Consider the following 15,513-nt stretch of genomic DNA (forward strand, 5'->3'; position numbering starts at 1 on the left):
CCCCAGGGACCTTTTTGCTTTTTCTGCAGGCAAAAAAAGGGGCGGTTTGACCCGCCCACATTTTTTCCCTATTCCCTGCGCTCCTTTTCATCGTCCTGATGAATCGCTTCCTGCGATGTCCTTCCCCTCGTCCTTGAAGGGCGTGTCAGTCCGTCGACACAGTTCAGATACTAGAGAATTCCGAATCAAGAGCAATCGACCCAGATCAACAAAATCGTCTGTCATATGCTATTAACATTAAACAATATGCATACAAATCAAATAGATAAGTAAATTTAAGTACGGGAATGGACGACTGCCACCCTGTAAAGATAACGAACACTTACGAAAGAGTAAGCAAAGACTTACAGCACGAGCCTACAAACCCGCGATGACGCCCCCCTCATTCCCCAGCCATAAAAAAACCCCGAAACAGTCGGGGTTTTTTAATGGCGATTTAGCAAATTGCTTATTGGAACAGCGACTCGCTCGACAGGCCATTTTTCTCGAGGATCTCCCGGAGACGCTTCAATCCTTCAACCTGAATCTGTCTGACCCGCTCACGGGTCAGGCCAATTTCCAGGCCTACGTCTTCAAGCGTGCTGCTCTCATGACCCCGCAATCCAAAGCGGCGTATCACCACTTCACGTTGCTTGTCGGTCAGTTCCGAGAGCCATTGATCGATACTCTGGGACAGGTCGTCATCCTGCAACAGTTCGCATGGATCGGTGGGACGATCATCGGTAAGGGTGTCCAGCAGGGTTTTATCCGAATCCGGACCCAGCGAGACGTCGACCGAAGAAACGCGCTCGTTCAGGCCGAGCATGCGCTTAACCTCCCCCACTGGTTTTTCCAGCAGGTTGGCAATTTCTTCGGGGGAGGGTTCATGATCGAGTTTTTGTGTCAGTTCCCGTGCCGCCCGCAGGTACACGTTGAGCTCTTTGACCACATGGATCGGCAACCGGATGGTCCGGGTCTGATTCATGATGGCGCGCTCGATGGTCTGACGAATCCACCAGGTAGCGTAGGTCGAAAAGCGGAAGCCACGCTCAGGGTCGAACTTCTCCACCGCACGAATCAACCCGAGGTTGCCCTCTTCGATCAGGTCGAGCAGCGACAGCCCACGATTGACGTAACGCCGGGCGATTTTCACCACCAGCCGCAGGTTGCTTTCAATCATGCGTTTGCGCCCGGCCGGATCTCCACTTTGCGACAGGCGCGCAAAATGAACTTCTTCTTCCGGGGACAACAGAGGGGAAAAACCGATTTCATTGAGGTACAGCTGCGTGGCGTCGAGCGCACGCGTGTAATCAATGTACTTGTGTTGCTTTAACGAGGCGGAGTGTTTGGATTTGGCACGAACGGAAGGTGGAGCAGCCCCTTCATCATTCGACATCGAATCCGTAGCGATGCCGGTCTCCATCAGGAGAACCTCATCGTCGATGTCAAACTCCGGCACTTCTTTACTGAGAGCCATTGTTATAGTCCTTTGGTGAGTTCGACCTCAAGCTCAAGCGGCGCCTTTATCCTTGGCAACGCCGGAGCTTGTTCCCTCTACGTGACGGAACAAGCTGGTAAGCGATCAACGACGCGGCAGGAATTGCAGCGGATCTACAGGTTTACCCTGGCGGCGAATCTCAAAATGCAGCTTCACCCGGTCTGTTCCCGTTGACCCCATTTCGGCAATTGTCTGTCCGACCTTGACCTGCTGCCCCTCCCGAACCAACAGCCTACGGTTATGTCCGTAGGCACTGACGTAGGTTTCGCTGTGTTTGATGATGACTAATTCGCCGTAGCCCCTTAAGCCACTCCCGGCGTATACCACCGTCCCATCAGACGCAGCTAAAACAGGCTGTCCCAAATCTCCGGCGATATCAATTCCTTTATTCAAACTGCCGTTTGAGGAGAACTTTCCAATCAGAATGCCATTAGATGGCCATCCCCAGCCGGTCGGGGCCGGCCCTGCCGGAGGCAATGGTTCCGGTGCCGGTTTGTTGGCGACGGACGGTGCAACCACCGTTGTACTGGTGGTTGTGCCGTTTGCCTGGCGCCGGATAACCGTGGTTTTACTCGATGACGAAGGCGTGGAATTCGACGAACTGACCACCTCTGTCGGCGCAGTCGACGTTGAACCGGTACGACCGTCAAAGCGAATCGTCTGACCCGGGTGGATGGTGTATGGCTCGGGAATGTTGTTTCGTGCCGCGAGGGCCTTGTAGTCCCAGCCGTAGCGAAACGCGATGGAGAACAGCGTGTCTTTAGGCCGAACGACGTACTGACCCGTGGTCACTACCGGACGCTGGGCGACGGCGTTTTTGCGATCGACGACGCGTACGTCGCTCGATTTGGTGCTGGAACAACCAACCAGCAAGGTACTCAAGACAAGGCCAGTCACCAGGCGCTGAAAGCCGGTTATACCCATACGCTGCGCAATGACTGTGAGACTCACCCGCCGCTCCCTTTGTGGTGGCTGAAAAATGTGGATTGCCGTGTTACAGCACGAAATGTCACCAGTATAACGGGCCGTGCAGGCTTTACCCGTGATGATGCTACGCACACGTTTGCTACCTGACGATGAATCCCGTTTAACTGATCGATGCCGCTGTAAGACAGGGGCAATCGAAGAGAATTCAGCACGCTAAAACAAATGTTCAGGCCAGTGGCCCATTGAGCAATGGCACAAAGCGTACAGCCCCTAAAACACGTCTTGAAAAGCCCTGTTCTTCGCGAATTATCAGCATCAATTGTTGCACCTCGCCGGCCCCGACCGGAATCACCAGCCGCCCTCCCGGCGCTAGCTGATCGAGCAAAGCCTGAGGGACATCGGTAGCCACTGCGGTCACGATGATGCCGTTGTACGGTGCGAGGGCCGGCCAGCCTTCCCAGCCATCGCCCCAGCGGAATACCACGTTGCGCAGGTTCAACTCGACCAGGCGTTCCTTGGCCCGGTCCTGCAGAACCTTGATGCGCTCTACGGAAAACACACGCTCGACCAGTTGCGACAGCACCGCCGTCTGGTAGCCCGAACCGGTGCCGATTTCCATCACCTTGTCGAGAGGACCGGCCTCCAGTAGCAACTCGCTCATGCGGGCCACCATATAAGGCTGGGAGATGGTCTGGTTATGCCCGATCGGCAGCGCGGTATCTTCATAAGCGCGGTGAGCCAGTGCTTCGTCGACGAACAGGTGACGCGGCGTACGACGGATGACTTCCAGCACCTTGGCGTTGGACACCCCCTCTTCATACAGGCGCTGGATAAGGCGTTCACGGGTCCGCTGGGAGGTCATCCCGATGCCGCGGTGCAGCATAGGGTCTTGTTCACGAGCCATCAGCGCAGCCCCTCCAGCCAGCCATCGAGACTTCTGAACGCATCATTGAAGGTGCGATCCAGTTGCAGCGGGGTGATGGAAACATAGCCCTGCATCACCGCATGAAAATCGGTGCCCGGGCCGCCGTCTTCAGCATCCCCCGCGGCGGCGATCCAGTAGCCGGACTTCCCGCGCGGGTCGACCACTTTCGTCGGCGCCGCGGCACGAGCGCGATGGCCGAGTCGGGTTAACTGAATTCCGCGGATGTGGTCCAGAGGCAAGTTGGGAATGTTCACGTTCAGCACCGTGCGCGGTGGCAGGGCGAGGTCAGCGTGGGCTTCCACCAGTTTGCGCGCAAAGTAAGCGGCGGTAGAAAGGTGCTCCACTTGCCGTGAGACCAACGAAAAAGCAAACGAAGGTCGCTCAAGGAAACGCCCTTCAAGCGCTGCCGCCACGGTGCCGGAATACAGCACGTCGTCTCCCAGATTGGCGCCCAGGTTGATACCGGAAACCACCATGTCCGGTTCGCGCTCCAGCAGGCCGTTAAGGCCCAGGTGCACGCAATCGGTGGGTGTGCCGTTGAGGCTGATAAAGCCGTTGGCCAATGTTTGCGGGTGCAACGGACGGTCGAGCGTCAACGAACTGCTGGCGCCGCTTTTGTCCTGGTCCGGGGCGATAACCACGCATTCGGTGTAATCCGCCAGCGCAGCATAAAGCGCGGCGAGACCGGGTGCGGTTACCCCATCATCGTTAGAAATCAGAATACGCATGGGCTGTCCGTCTGCCCCACCGGCACCAGATCGACGAGTTCACGCACCAATACGGTGGCGAAGCATCCGGCCGGCAGGACGAATTCCAGTTGCAGAATGTCAGGCTCGGGATAATGCCACGTCAACCCACCAATGGGCAGCCGCAGGATGCGACGTTCGTGGCTCATTCCGGCGTTAATCAACCAATCGCGAAGATCGGCTTCGCGAGCAGCGATTGCCTGCTCCAGTTCATGGACAACGCCAGTTGCCGGCGAGTCACCTTCGCCCCACTGCGGACCGGTCGGGTGCAGGTCGAGAATCGCCAGACGCGGGTCGCTGCATTCGGCTTCACCTGCCGGAAAAAAACTGCGGCTGTCGGTGAAGGCCAGCAGGTCACCGACCACGGCGCGCTGCCAGGTGCCATCGGCGACACGCGCCGCCAGCACCTGGTTAAATAGAAAACTGCGGGCGGTAGAGAGCAACCGCGAGCGCACATTGCGCTGCTCCGGCAGGGCCTTGCGCGCGGCCCAGGCCCGGGCATCGACCACGTTACCGCCGTCAAACCCAAAACGCTGGGCACCGAAATAATTGGGTATACCTTGTTTGGCGATCTGTTGCAGACGTTCTTCGATCGCGGCTTTGTCGCCCGCGAACTGGGTCAGGCGCAACGTGAAGCCATTGGCCGAGTGTGCGCCGCGTTGCAGCTTGCGTTTGTGCCGGCCGGTCTTGAGGATTTTCAGCGTGTCATTTTCGGCCGCCGACAAATCAGGATCTGCCTTGCCCGGCAGTTGCACACTGAACCACTGGCGAGTCAGTGCCTGACGGTCCTTGAGACCTGCATAACTGACCGTACGCAACGGCACACCCGCCGCCTTGGCAATCCGCCGCGCTGCTTCTTCGGTATTCAGACCGCGCTTTTCCACCCAGACCCACAGGTGCTCGCCATCGCCACTGAGGGGAATATTGAGGACTTCATCGACCTGAAAATCTTCCGCCGTGGCTTTCAACACGGCAGTGCCGAGGGCTGCGCCATAGGCCCGCGGGCCGAGCAATTGCAGTTCGTTCATGCGCGCAGCAACAAGGCAACGGAATGCACGGCGATGCCTTCTTCGCGACCGACAAAGCCGAGCTTTTCGGTGGTGGTAGCTTTCACGTTCACTTGATCCAACTCAACTTGAAGATCCGCGGCAATCAGCGCGCGCATCGATTCGATATGCGGGGCCATTTTCGGCGCCTGTGCGACGATGGTGTTATCGACGTTGCCGACCTTCCAGCCTTTGGCGTGGATCAGTGCGACGACATGACGCAACAGTACACGACTGTCGGCGCCCTTGAATGTAGGGTCGGTGTCCGGGAAATGCTTGCCGATATCACCCAACGCTGCGGCACCGAGCAAGGCATCGCTCAAGGCGTGCAGCAGGACGTCACCGTCGGAGTGAGCGAGCAGCCCGAAGCCGTGTGCAATGCGCACACCTCCCAGGGTAATGAAGTCGCCTTCAGCGAAACGGTGCACATCATAGCCGTGGCCAATACGCATAAAAAAACGCCCCGATTTTTGTCAGGGCGTGATTCTACCTGCTTTGGCGGATATTAGGCGCTTAGCGCACGCCCATGATGTTGCAAGTGCTCGTCGATGAAGCTGGCGATGAAAAAATAGCTGTGGTCGTAGCCTGGTTGCAGGCGCAGCGTCAGCGGATGACCAGCCAGTTTAGCAGCCTGTTGCAACGCTTCAGGCTTAAGCTGGGTGGTCAGGAAATCGTCTCGATCACCTTGGTCGACCAGCAACGGCAGCTTTTCGTTTGCCTCGGCCATCAGCGCACAAGCATCCCATTCACGCCATTTCGAACGGTCTTCGCCCAGGTAACGGGTAAAGGCTTTCTGACCCCACGGGCAATCCATTGGATTGTTGATCGGCGAGAACGCCGACACCGATTGATATCGCCCCGGATTACGCAACGCACAAACCAGCGCACCGTGCCCCCCCATGGAGTGACCACTGATGCCACGCTTGTCCGACGCAGGGAAATGCGCCTCGACCAATGCCGGCAATTCCTGCACGACATAGTCATGCATCCGATAGTGCCGCGACCACGGTTCCTGCGTGGCATTGAGATAAAACCCGGCGCCGAGACCGAAGTCCCAAGCGCCATCCGGATCGCCCGGCACATCTGGACCGCGCGGACTGGTGTCCGGCGCGACAATGATCAGCCCGAGCTCGGCCGCCATGCGCAGGGCGCCAGCCTTTTGCATGAAGTTTTCGTCGGTACAGGTCAAGCCGGATAACCAATACAGCACCGGCAGTTTGCCACCCTGCTCCGCTTGCGGCGGCAGGTAGACGGCAAACACCATGTCGCAACCGAGCACTTCGGAGCGGTGCCGGTAGCGTTTGTGCCAGCCGCCGAAGCTTTTCTGGCAGGAAATATTTTCCAGGCTCATGACCGACCTCAGAAGTGGATGACGCTACGGATGCTTTTGCCTTCATGCATCAGGTCGAAAGCCTTGTTGATATCTTCCAGGCCCATGGTGTGGGTGATGAACGTATCCAGCGGGATCTCGCCGGTTTCGGCCATTTCGACATAGCTCGGCAATTCGGTACGACCACGCACACCGCCAAACGCCGAACCGCGCCAGACACGACCGGTCACCAACTGGAATGGACGGGTAGAAATTTCCTGGCCTGCACCCGCCACACCGATGATCACCGATTCGCCCCAACCCTTGTGGCAGCACTCAAGTGCGGCGCGCATCAACTGGACGTTGCCGATGCACTCGAAGGAAAAGTCGACGCCGCCGTCGGTCATGTCGACGATGACTTCCTGGATAGGACGATCGAAATCTTTCGGGTTCACGCAATCGGTTGCACCCAGCTGCTTGGCAATCTCGAATTTGGCCGGGTTGATGTCGATGGCGATGATCCGCGCAGCCTTGGCTTTTACGGCACCGATAACCGCTGACAGCCCGATGCCGCCGAGGCCGAAAATGGCGACGGTATCACCCGGTTTTACCTTGGCGGTATTGAGCACGGCGCCGATGCCGGTGGTGACACCGCAACCCAGCAGGCAGACTTTTTCCAGTGGCGCTTCTTTAGGGATTTTGGCCACGGAGATTTCCGGCAGTACGGTGTACTCGGAGAATGTCGAGGTTCCCATGTAGTGGAAAATCGGCTGGCCCTTGTAGGAAAAACGCGAAGTACCATCTGGCATCAGGCCTTTGCCCTGAGTCGCGCGAATGGCCTGGCAGAGGTTGGTTTTGCCCGACAGACAGAATTTGCACTGACGGCATTCCGGGGTGTACAGCGGGATCACATGATCGCCGATGGCGACAGAGGTCACACCCTCACCGATCGCTTCGACAATCGCACCACCTTCGTGACCGAGGATCGACGGGAAGATGCCTTCCGGGTCGGCGCCGGACAGGGTGTAGGCGTCTGTGTGGCAAACACCGGAAGCCACGACTCGCAGCAGGACTTCACCGGCCTTCGGCATGGCGACATCGACTTCAACGATCTCGAGGGGTTTCTTGGCCTCGAAGGCAACGGCGGCGCGCGACTTGATCATGCTGACTCTCCAGTGAATAAAAACGAGACAAGGAGTGTAATACACCGCCATACGATGAATAATCGAGACAAACGCAAAATATTATTGCTGTACAGGGATAATCATTAATGTCCGAAAACCGTTGGGAAGGGATCGACGAGTTCGTCGCAGTCGCCGAGTGCAGTCAATTCACCGCGGCGGCGGAACGCCTTGGGGTGTCCTCCTCCCACGTCAGTCGACAAATCGTACGCCTGGAAGAGCGCCTTCAGACGCGGCTGCTTTACCGCAGCACACGTCGGGTCACCCTGACCGAGGCCGGGCAAACGTTCTTGCAACATTGCCAGCGATTGCAAGACGGACGCGAAGAAGCATTGCGCGCGGTCGGCGACCTGACCAGCGAACCCAAGGGCATGCTGCGCATGACCTGCGCGGTAGCGTACGGCGAGCGATTCATCGTGCCGCTGGTAACCCGCTTCATGGGGCTCTATCCACAACTTCGAATCGACATTGAACTGAGCAACCGCCAGCTCGACCTGGTTCATGAGGGCCTGGACCTGGCGATCCGCCTGGGTCGTCTGCAAGACTCGCGCCTGGTGGCGACACGCCTGGCACCGCGACGCATGTATCTGTGCGCATCACCGTCCTACCTGGAACGATACGGTCGACCACACAGCCTGTCGGAATTGAGCCGGCACAATTGCCTCATCGGCAGCTCGGACGTCTGGCAACTGGAACAGAACGGGCGGGAATTTTCCCAACGGGTGCAGGGAAACTGGCGTTGTAATAGTGGGCAGGCGGTGCTGGACGCGGCGCTGCAGGGGGTTGGGCTGTGTCAGTTGCCGGACTATTACGTGCTGGAGCATTTAAACAGTGGTGCGTTGATTTCGTTGCTGGAAGCCCATCAACCGCCGAATACTGCCGTTTGGGCGCTGTATCCACAGCAGCGGCATCTGTCGCCGAAGGTGCGCAAGTTGGTGGATTATTTGAAGGAGGGGTTGGCAGGACGGCCGGAGTATCGGCGCTAAGTATGTTTCAGTGCCAGATATGTAGGCGGGACCACCGCTTTCGCGAGCAAGCTCGCTCCCAGAGGGATTATTGGCGAACGAAAAATAGATGGCCGACACAAAACAAGTGTGGGAGCGAGCTTGCTCGCGATAGCGGTTGAAGGGCCAGCGAGAAATCAGCGGCGGTTAGCCCAGCGCTGACGCAGCCACTCCAGATCTTCAGGGCGAGTGACTTTGAGGTTATCAGACCGACCCTCAATAAGACGAGGCGCCATCCCTGCCCACTCCATGGCCGAAGCTTCATCTGTGATGACAACGTCCGCCACCAGGCTATCGGCCAACGCTCGATGCAACGCACCCAGGTGAAACATCTGCGGCGTATACGCTTGCCAGATCACACTGCGATCCACGGTTTCAACCACGCGACCCTGTTTGTCGACCCGTTTGAGGGTATCGCGAGCAGGAACCGCCAGCAGTCCGCCCACCGGATCTTCAGCCAGTTCACCCAGCAACTTGTCCAGATCATCACGGCTCAGATTCGGTCGTGCGGCATCGTGAACCAATACCCAATCCTCATCGTCAGCACCTTGCGCGTGCAAATGCAGCAGCGCATTGAGCACCGACCCGGAACGCTCATTGCCGCCGTCAACACGCTGAATACGCGAATCGCCAGCACACGCCAGGGTCGGCCAATAAGGATCATCAACAGCAAGACTGACCACCACCCCCTTCAGGGCAGGGTGATCAAGGAAACAGCCGAGGCTGTGTTCGAGAATTGTGCGCCCGCCCAATTGCAAGTATTGCTTGGGACGGTCCGCAGCCATACGGGCACCGACGCCCGCGGCAGGAATCACGGCCCAGAAGGCCGGTAACGACGAGTTCATTGGGCCAACTGGTAAAGCGTTTCACCGTCCTTGACCATGCCCAACTCATGGCGAGCCCGCTCTTCAACGGTCTCCATGCCTTTTTTCAACTCACTGACTTCGGCGTCCATGACTCGATTGCGCTCCAGCAACGACTCATTCTCAGCATGTTGATCCGCGATCTGCTGAGTCAGCTCTGCGACTTGCGCCAGACTGCCATTACCCACCCACAGGCGGTACTGCAGGCCAGCCAGCAGCAAGAGCAAAACGAGGAACAACCAATTGGGACTGCGCATCGAATATCAGGTATCCAGTGAAAAAAGACAGCCATGCAAAAACTATGAAGCTTCTGATAGCACGAAGCCTGGAAGACCCAGGCTTGTGCTTATAAGGCATCAGATTAGTGGCAAATTCATCGCCGTAGCGATTTTTCCGACACAATCCGCTGTCTTTTTACCATTTCGTGCCTGCCTCACCAATACGCTTCCTTTGACATTGCCAAAAGTCGCGCGGGATGGCGAGGCAGAGCACTTATCAGCCGCGGAACTCGCTACGACCGTTGTACTTGGCTTTGCCATTCAACTGCTCTTCGATACGCAGCAGTTGGTTGTACTTGGAAACGCGGTCGGAACGGCACAGGGAGCCGGTTTTGATCTGACCAGCCGAAGTGCCCACAGCCAGGTCGGCAATGGTCGAATCTTCGGTTTCGCCGGAGCGGTGCGAGATGACGGCGGTGTAACCAGCGGCCTTGGCCATCTGGATGGCTTCCAGGGTTTCGGTCAGGGTGCCGATCTGGTTGAACTTGATCAGGATAGAGTTAGCGATCTTTTTATCGATGCCTTCTTTCAGGATCTTGGTATTGGTCACGAACAGGTCGTCGCCTACCAGCTGAATCTTCTCGCCGATTTTGTCGGTGAGGATTTTCCAGCCAGCCCAGTCGGACTCGTCCAGGCCATCTTCGATGGAGATGATCGGGTAACGCTCGGTCAGGCCTTTGAGGTAATCGGCGAAACCTTCAGCGGTGAACACCTGGCCTTCGCCGGACAGGTTGTACTTACCGTCTTCGTAGAATTCGCTCGCAGCGCAGTCCAGGGCCAGGGTCACGTCGGTGCCCAGCTTGTAACCGGCGTTGGCCACGGCTTCGGAAATCACTTTCAACGCGTCTTCGTTGGAAGCCAGGTTGGGTGCGAAACCACCTTCGTCACCGACAGCAGTGCTGAGGCCACGGGCCTTCAGAACAGCTTTGAGGTGATGGAAAATCTCGGTGCCCATGCGCAGACCTTCCGAGAAAGACTTGGCGCCGACTGGCTGAACCATGAATTCCTGGATGTCGACGTTGTTATCGGCGTGCTCGCCACCGTTGATGATGTTCATCATCGGAACCGGCATCGAGTAAACACCCGGGGTACCGTTCAGGTTGGCAATGTGAGCGTACAGCGGCAGGTCCTGGTCTTGAGCGGCTGCCTTGGCCGCAGCCAGGGAAACGGCGAGGATCGCGTTGGCGCCCAGGGAACCTTTGTTTTCGGTACCGTCGAGCTTGATCATCGCGTGATCCAGCGCTTTCTGGTCGCTTGGGTCAGTACCTTTCAACAGGTCACGGATCGGACCGTTGATGTTGGCGACGGCTTTCAGAACGCCTTTGCCCAGGTAACGGCTCTTGTCGCCATCACGCAGCTCGAGCGCTTCACGCGAGCCAGTGGAAGCACCGGACGGCGCGCACGCGCTACCGATGATGCCGTTATCGAGAAGCACGTCCGCTTCCACGGTGGGGTTGCCACGGGAGTCGAGAACTTCACGACCTTTGATGTCGACGATTTTTGCCATTGTTGTAAACACTCCAAAGTTGACGAAAACGCTTTGTACCGCTCGATTTATAACTTGTGGGTCACATTGTTGCATAAGACCGGCTTGCTCATGGCGCTCTCTCGAGCCCCCATCGCGAGCAAGCTCGGCTCCTGCACGGAGAAATGAGGATTACGCGGTTTCTACCGTCGGAAAACTCTTCACCAGTTCGTCCAACGCTTTGAGCTGGGCCAGGAATGGCTCCAGTTTGTCCAGACGCAAGGCGCAGGGGCCGTCGCATTTTGCGTTGTCCGGGTCCGGGTGTGCCTCAAGGAACAGACCGGCCAGCGACTGGCTCATGCCGGCCTTTGCCAGGTCGGTGACTTGGGCACGACGACCACCGGCGGAATCGGAGCGACCGCCGGGCATTTGCAGCGCGTGGGTCACGTCGAAAAACACCGGATATTCGAACTGCTTCATGATGCCGAAGCCCAGCATGTCGACGACCAGGTTGTTGTAGCCGAAGCTCGAACCGCGCTCGCAGAGGATCAACTGATCATTACCCGCTTCCACGCATTTGCTCAGGATGTGTTTCATTTCCTGAGGGGCGAGGAATTGCGCTTTCTTGATGTTGATCACCGCGCCAGTCTTGGCCATCGCGACCACGAGGTCGGTCTGGCGCGACAGAAAGGCCGGCAGCTGGATGATCTCGCAGACTTCAGCAACGACCGCTGCCTGATCAGGCTCGTGGACGTCGGTGATGATCGGCACGCCGAAGGCTTGCTTGATGTCCTGGAAAATCCGCATGCCCTCTTCCAGGCCAGGGCCACGGTAAGAGGTCACGGAGGAACGGTTGGCCTTGTCGAAACTGGCCTTGAACACGTAAGGGATACCGAGTTTCTCGGTCACCTTGACGTAGTCTTCGCAGACCTGCATCGCCATGTCACGGCTTTCCAGCACGTTCATGCCACCGAACAGCACCATTGGCTTGTCGTTGGCAATCTCGATATCGCCTACACGGATGATCTTCTGCGCCATCGGATTTACGCCTTCTTCTGGTGTTGAATCAACGCTGCTTTAACGAAACCGCTGAACAACGGGTGACCGTCGCGTGGCGTCGAGGTGAACTCAGGGTGGAACTGGCAAGCGACGAACCACGGATGATCCGGAGCTTCGACCACTTCGACCAGCGCGCCATCACCGGAACGACCGGTGACTTTCAGGCCGGCTTCCATGATTTGTGGCAGCAGGTTGTTGTTCACTTCGTAGCGGTGACGGTGACGCTCGACGATCACGTCCTTGGCGTAGCAATCGTGCACCAGGGAACCCGGCTCCAGCAGGCAATCCTGTGCGCCAAGGCGCATGGTGCCGCCCAGGTCGGACGTTTCGGTACGGGTTTCGACTGCGCCGGTGGCATCTTCCCACTCGGTAATCAGACCCACGACCGGGTGGCCGCTTGCACGATCGAACTCGGTGGAGTTGGCGTCTTTCCAGCCCAGTACGTTACGCGCAAACTCGATCACGGCCACTTGCATGCCCAGGCAGATGCCCAGGTACGGAATCTTGTTTTCGCGAGCGAATTGTACGGCGGTGATCTTGCCTTCCACGCCACGCAGACCGAAGCCGCCTGGAACCAGAATCGCGTCGACGCCTTCCAGCAGCGCGGTGCCCTGGTTTTCGATGTCTTCGGAGTCGATGTAGCGCAGGTTGACCTTGGTGCGGTTGCTGATGCCGGCGTGACTCATCGCTTCGATCAGCGACTTGTAGGCGTCCAGCAGTTCCATGTACTTGCCGACCATGGCGATGGTGACTTCGTGCTCAGGGTTGAGCTTGGCGTCAACCACGGCTTCCCACTCGGACAGATCGGCACCGCCACATTGCAGGCCGAAACGCTCGACAACGAAATCATCCAGGCCCTGGGAATGCAGAATGCCCGGGATCTTGTAGATGGTGTCGGCGTCTTCCAGCGCGATGACCGCACGCTCTTCAACGTTGGTGAACTGAGCGATCTTGCGACGCGAGGAAATGTCGATCGGGTGATCGGAGCGGCAGACCAGCACGTCTGGCTGCAGGCCGATGGAACGCAGTTCCTTGACCGAGTGCTGGGTTGGCTTGGTTTTGGTTTCGCCGGCAGTGGCAATGTATGGCACCAGTGTCAGGTGCATCAGCATCGCGCGCTTGGCGCCGACTTCGAAACGCAATTGACGGATCGCTTCGAGGAACGGTTGCGATTCGATGTCACCCACGGTGCCACCGATCTCGACCATGGCCACGTCGGCATCGCCGGCGCCCTTGATGATCCGGCGCTTGATTTCGTCGGTGATGTGCGGGATCACCTGAATGGTGGCGCCCAGGTAATCACCACGGCGCTCTTTGCGCAGAACGTGTTCGTAGACACGGCCAGTGGTGAAGTTGTTGTTCTGGGTCATGGTCGTGCGGATAAACCGCTCGTAGTGACCCAGGTCCAGGTCAGTCTCGGCGCCGTCGTGGGTGACGAACACTTCACCGTGCTGGAACGGGCTCATGGTGCCCGGATCGACGTTGATGTACGGGTCCAGCTTCAGCATGGTGACCTTAAGTCCCCGCGCCTCCAGGATGGCCGCCAATGAAGCCGATGCAATGCCTTTCCCCAAAGAAGAAACAACACCGCCCGTGACGAATATGTAGCGCGTCATGAAAAACCCTAGAAGTCTGCGTTAAAGCGGTCCGAGCCGCCGGGGAAAGCGAAGGAAGGCCGAAGCCCCCGATCACCTGCATTAATCACAGTGCACCTTTCAAAAAAACCGCCGCGTTGGGACAGACCGGAAGATGAAACACCGGTTCGTTGCTCGCTACACATTTTTTGGAATCGCCCAGCAAAGACTGCTTGGTAATCGGCAACTCCTGCAATTCAGTCGAATCCACAGAAGTTGTATCAAGAAGGGAGCGTAGTCTACCGGAAAGCCCCTTTCAGCTCAAACCTTGATCTTCGTTCGCTGGTTGCCAATGCAAATTCCAGCCGTGCTGCACGCTGCCGTTCAACCCCGGCAGGTTCGCCACGGCCAGTAATTGCTCGCCGCGATAGAGCAGCGGCAATCTGCCGCGGGCGAAGCCCGGAACCCCGCATTCGTTGAGCAAACGCTTAAGATCCCGGTGGCCGCGATCAGGCGAATGCATGACCTCACCTCCCTCACGATAGCGGATATGCAGAGGGCCGTCGGGGATTTGGCCCGTGAGCCTGAGTACTCCGTTATCCGGCAACTTCAACGATATCGAGGGATCTGGCCAGTGAAAGGCAGGCAACGGATGGCGTAGCCAGCAGCCCGACAACCACCAGATACGCCCACCCGCGCGATGGAGTTCGCCATCCGCCAGCCTCCAGATCGGACGTGCATCGCCGGCGGCATCGCGCACATTATCCCAACCCGACCAATGGTCGCTGTCCGGCAGCCGCGTCAGCGCTGTGAGCCAGTGACTCAACGCATTGCGCTGGCGAGCGGCGGAAAGTTTTGCAAGTGACGCCAGGTCCAGAGAGGGCACGCCCAGCCAGGCGAAATCACTGACCGTATTGGCTTCGGCGAGATCGATGTCTGCCAGTTCATCAAGCAACGCCTGCGCCTCGCTCAAATGCGATGCGCTACGCGCCATGGTCGCCATCGCCTGCGGCCAACGCTCGGTCAATACCGGAAATACCTGATGTCGCAGGTAATTGCGTGAGAACTGTAGGTCCTGGTTCGAAGGGTCCTCGATCCAGTTCAGGTGATGCTCTGTTGCGTAGGCTTCAAGCTCCGCCCGAGAAACAGCCAGCAACGGCCGCACTAAAAAACCCCGCCCCAACGGACGGCGGCTCGGCATCCCCGACAAGCCTCTCACCCCTGCCCCACGCAACAGGCGAAACAACAGGGTTTCCGCCTGATCATCCTGATGTTGCGCCGTCAGCAGCACATCATCGACTTGAGTCGCGTCAACGAATGCACCATAGCGCGCATCCCGGGCAGCACGCTCAAGGCTGGCGCCGCGCTGAACCTGAACACGAACCACCTGTAGAGGCACACCCAGCGCATCACAGACCGACTGACAGTGCTCCGGCCATGCATCAGCCGCAGCCTGAAGGCCATGATGGATATGGATAGCTTTGAGCGTCGGCAGGGATTCGGTTTTTGCAAGATGGGTGAGCAGGTGCAGCAGGACGGTGGAGTCGAGACCACCAGAAAACGCGACGCGCCAGGTTTTGGCGTTGCGCCAAGGGGCCAGATTCAGCAGAAGCCTGGCAGGCAGATCAAACTTTGAAGGATTCATAGATGTCAGTCGCT

At 58.0% G+C, this 15,513-nt stretch carries 15 protein-coding genes; 1 reads left to right on the top strand and 14 read right to left on the bottom strand.

Annotated elements, in window-relative coordinates; genetic code table 11:
* Positions 1 to 448: 448 nt before the first annotated feature.
* From rpoS to ACM6IR_RS02630, 8 genes are all read right to left on the bottom strand, one after another.
* Positions 449 to 1,456, bottom strand: coding sequence for an RNA polymerase sigma factor RpoS (rpoS, locus tag ACM6IR_RS02595; protein WP_054047143.1), 1,008 nt, complete (start codon positions 1,454 to 1,456; stop codon positions 449 to 451).
* 105 nt (positions 1,457 to 1,561) lie between these two features.
* Entirely contained in the window at positions 1,562 to 2,428 is an 867-nt protein-coding gene (locus ACM6IR_RS02600; RefSeq protein WP_414906248.1) for a peptidoglycan DD-metalloendopeptidase family protein, read from the bottom strand.
* Between the two features lie 202 nt (positions 2,429 to 2,630).
* Positions 2,631 to 3,266, bottom strand: coding sequence for a protein-L-isoaspartate(D-aspartate) O-methyltransferase (locus ACM6IR_RS02605; protein WP_201116431.1), 636 nt, complete (start codon positions 3,264 to 3,266; stop codon positions 2,631 to 2,633).
* 41 nt (positions 3,267 to 3,307) lie between these two features.
* Entirely contained in the window at positions 3,308 to 4,057 is a 750-nt protein-coding gene (gene surE, locus ACM6IR_RS02610) for a 5'/3'-nucleotidase SurE (RefSeq protein WP_414906249.1), read from the bottom strand.
* Positions 4,045 to 5,103, bottom strand: coding sequence for a tRNA pseudouridine(13) synthase TruD (truD, locus tag ACM6IR_RS02615; RefSeq protein WP_414906250.1), 1,059 nt, complete (start codon positions 5,101 to 5,103; stop codon positions 4,045 to 4,047). The genes surE and truD overlap by 13 nt, the downstream gene beginning before the upstream one ends.
* Positions 5,100 to 5,573: a 2-C-methyl-D-erythritol 2,4-cyclodiphosphate synthase gene (gene ispF / locus ACM6IR_RS02620; RefSeq protein ID WP_010462780.1), complete on the bottom strand. Its 474-nt coding sequence runs from the start codon at positions 5,571 to 5,573 to the stop codon at positions 5,100 to 5,102. The genes truD and ispF overlap by 4 nt, the downstream gene beginning before the upstream one ends.
* A gap of 53 nt (positions 5,574 to 5,626) precedes the next feature.
* Positions 5,627 to 6,472: an S-formylglutathione hydrolase gene (gene fghA, locus ACM6IR_RS02625; protein WP_414906251.1), complete on the bottom strand. Its 846-nt coding sequence runs from the start codon at positions 6,470 to 6,472 to the stop codon at positions 5,627 to 5,629.
* 8 nt (positions 6,473 to 6,480) lie between these two features.
* The gene (locus tag ACM6IR_RS02630; RefSeq protein ID WP_414906252.1) at positions 6,481 to 7,593 is read right to left on the bottom strand and encodes an S-(hydroxymethyl)glutathione dehydrogenase/class III alcohol dehydrogenase; all 1,113 of its coding nucleotides are present in this window, start codon (positions 7,591 to 7,593) and stop codon (positions 6,481 to 6,483) included.
* A gap of 107 nt (positions 7,594 to 7,700) precedes the next feature.
* Between ACM6IR_RS02630 and ACM6IR_RS02635 the strand changes: the two genes are divergently transcribed.
* Positions 7,701 to 8,597 carry a LysR substrate-binding domain-containing protein gene (locus ACM6IR_RS02635; protein ID WP_414906253.1) on the top strand — a complete coding sequence of 299 codons (897 nt, stop codon included), beginning with the start codon at positions 7,701 to 7,703 and terminating at the stop codon, positions 8,595 to 8,597.
* 155 nt (positions 8,598 to 8,752) lie between these two features.
* On the opposite strand, the gene ispD is transcribed toward ACM6IR_RS02635, so the two are convergent.
* The 6 genes from ispD to tilS form a co-directional block, all read right to left on the bottom strand.
* On the bottom strand, positions 8,753 to 9,460 hold the full coding sequence (ispD, locus tag ACM6IR_RS02640) for a 2-C-methyl-D-erythritol 4-phosphate cytidylyltransferase (RefSeq protein ID WP_414906254.1): 708 nt from the start codon (positions 9,458 to 9,460) through the stop codon (positions 8,753 to 8,755).
* Positions 9,457 to 9,735 (bottom strand): cell division protein FtsB, encoded by a 279-nt coding sequence (gene ftsB, locus ACM6IR_RS02645; RefSeq protein ID WP_047526337.1) that lies wholly within the window; start codon positions 9,733 to 9,735, stop codon positions 9,457 to 9,459. Before ftsB ends, ispD begins: the two co-directional genes overlap by 4 nt.
* A 238-nt stretch (positions 9,736 to 9,973) precedes the next feature.
* Positions 9,974 to 11,263 carry a phosphopyruvate hydratase gene (gene eno / locus ACM6IR_RS02650; protein ID WP_414906255.1) on the bottom strand — a complete coding sequence of 430 codons (1,290 nt, stop codon included), beginning with the start codon at positions 11,261 to 11,263 and terminating at the stop codon, positions 9,974 to 9,976.
* Between the two features lie 150 nt (positions 11,264 to 11,413).
* Positions 11,414 to 12,259, bottom strand: coding sequence for a 3-deoxy-8-phosphooctulonate synthase (gene kdsA / locus ACM6IR_RS02655; protein ID WP_414906256.1), 846 nt, complete (start codon positions 12,257 to 12,259; stop codon positions 11,414 to 11,416).
* A gap of 5 nt (positions 12,260 to 12,264) precedes the next feature.
* On the bottom strand, positions 12,265 to 13,896 hold the full coding sequence (locus ACM6IR_RS02660; RefSeq protein ID WP_414906257.1) for a CTP synthase: 1,632 nt from the start codon (positions 13,894 to 13,896) through the stop codon (positions 12,265 to 12,267).
* Positions 13,897 to 14,170: 274 nt separating this feature from the next.
* Positions 14,171 to 15,499 (bottom strand): tRNA lysidine(34) synthetase TilS, encoded by a 1,329-nt coding sequence (gene tilS, locus ACM6IR_RS02665; protein WP_414906258.1) that lies wholly within the window; start codon positions 15,497 to 15,499, stop codon positions 14,171 to 14,173.
* Positions 15,500 to 15,513: the final 14 nt, after the last annotated feature.

The sequence above is a fragment of the Pseudomonas sp. IT-P253 genome (assembly GCF_949768125.1).
Lineage (GTDB): Bacteria > Pseudomonadota > Gammaproteobacteria > Pseudomonadales > Pseudomonadaceae > Aquipseudomonas.

Coding starts and splice junctions, on each gene's coding strand:
- ACM6IR_RS02635 (WP_414906253.1), top strand. CDS start 7,701: ATGTCCGAAAACCGTTGGGAAGGGATCGACGAGTTCGTCGCAGTCGCC.
- ACM6IR_RS02660 (WP_414906257.1), bottom strand. CDS start 13,896: ATGACGCGCTACATATTCGTCACGGGCGGTGTTGTTTCTTCTTTGGGG.
- fghA (WP_414906251.1), bottom strand. CDS start 6,472: ATGAGCCTGGAAAATATTTCCTGCCAGAAAAGCTTCGGCGGCTGGCAC.
- kdsA (WP_414906256.1), bottom strand. CDS start 12,259: ATGGCGCAGAAGATCATCCGTGTAGGCGATATCGAGATTGCCAACGAC.
- truD (WP_414906250.1), bottom strand. CDS start 5,103: ATGAACGAACTGCAATTGCTCGGCCCGCGGGCCTATGGCGCAGCCCTC.
- rpoS (WP_054047143.1), bottom strand. CDS start 1,456: ATGGCTCTCAGTAAAGAAGTGCCGGAGTTTGACATCGACGATGAGGTT.
- ACM6IR_RS02605 (WP_201116431.1), bottom strand. CDS start 3,266: ATGACCTCCCAGCGGACCCGTGAACGCCTTATCCAGCGCCTGTATGAA.
- ispD (WP_414906254.1), bottom strand. CDS start 9,460: ATGAACTCGTCGTTACCGGCCTTCTGGGCCGTGATTCCTGCCGCGGGC.
- ispF (WP_010462780.1), bottom strand. CDS start 5,573: ATGCGTATTGGCCACGGCTATGATGTGCACCGTTTCGCTGAAGGCGAC.
- surE (WP_414906249.1), bottom strand. CDS start 4,057: ATGCGTATTCTGATTTCTAACGATGATGGGGTAACCGCACCCGGTCTC.
- ftsB (WP_047526337.1), bottom strand. CDS start 9,735: ATGCGCAGTCCCAATTGGTTGTTCCTCGTTTTGCTCTTGCTGCTGGCT.
- eno (WP_414906255.1), bottom strand. CDS start 11,263: ATGGCAAAAATCGTCGACATCAAAGGTCGTGAAGTTCTCGACTCCCGT.
- tilS (WP_414906258.1), bottom strand. CDS start 15,499: ATGAATCCTTCAAAGTTTGATCTGCCTGCCAGGCTTCTGCTGAATCTG.
- ACM6IR_RS02630 (WP_414906252.1), bottom strand. CDS start 7,593: ATGATCAAGTCGCGCGCCGCCGTTGCCTTCGAGGCCAAGAAACCCCTC.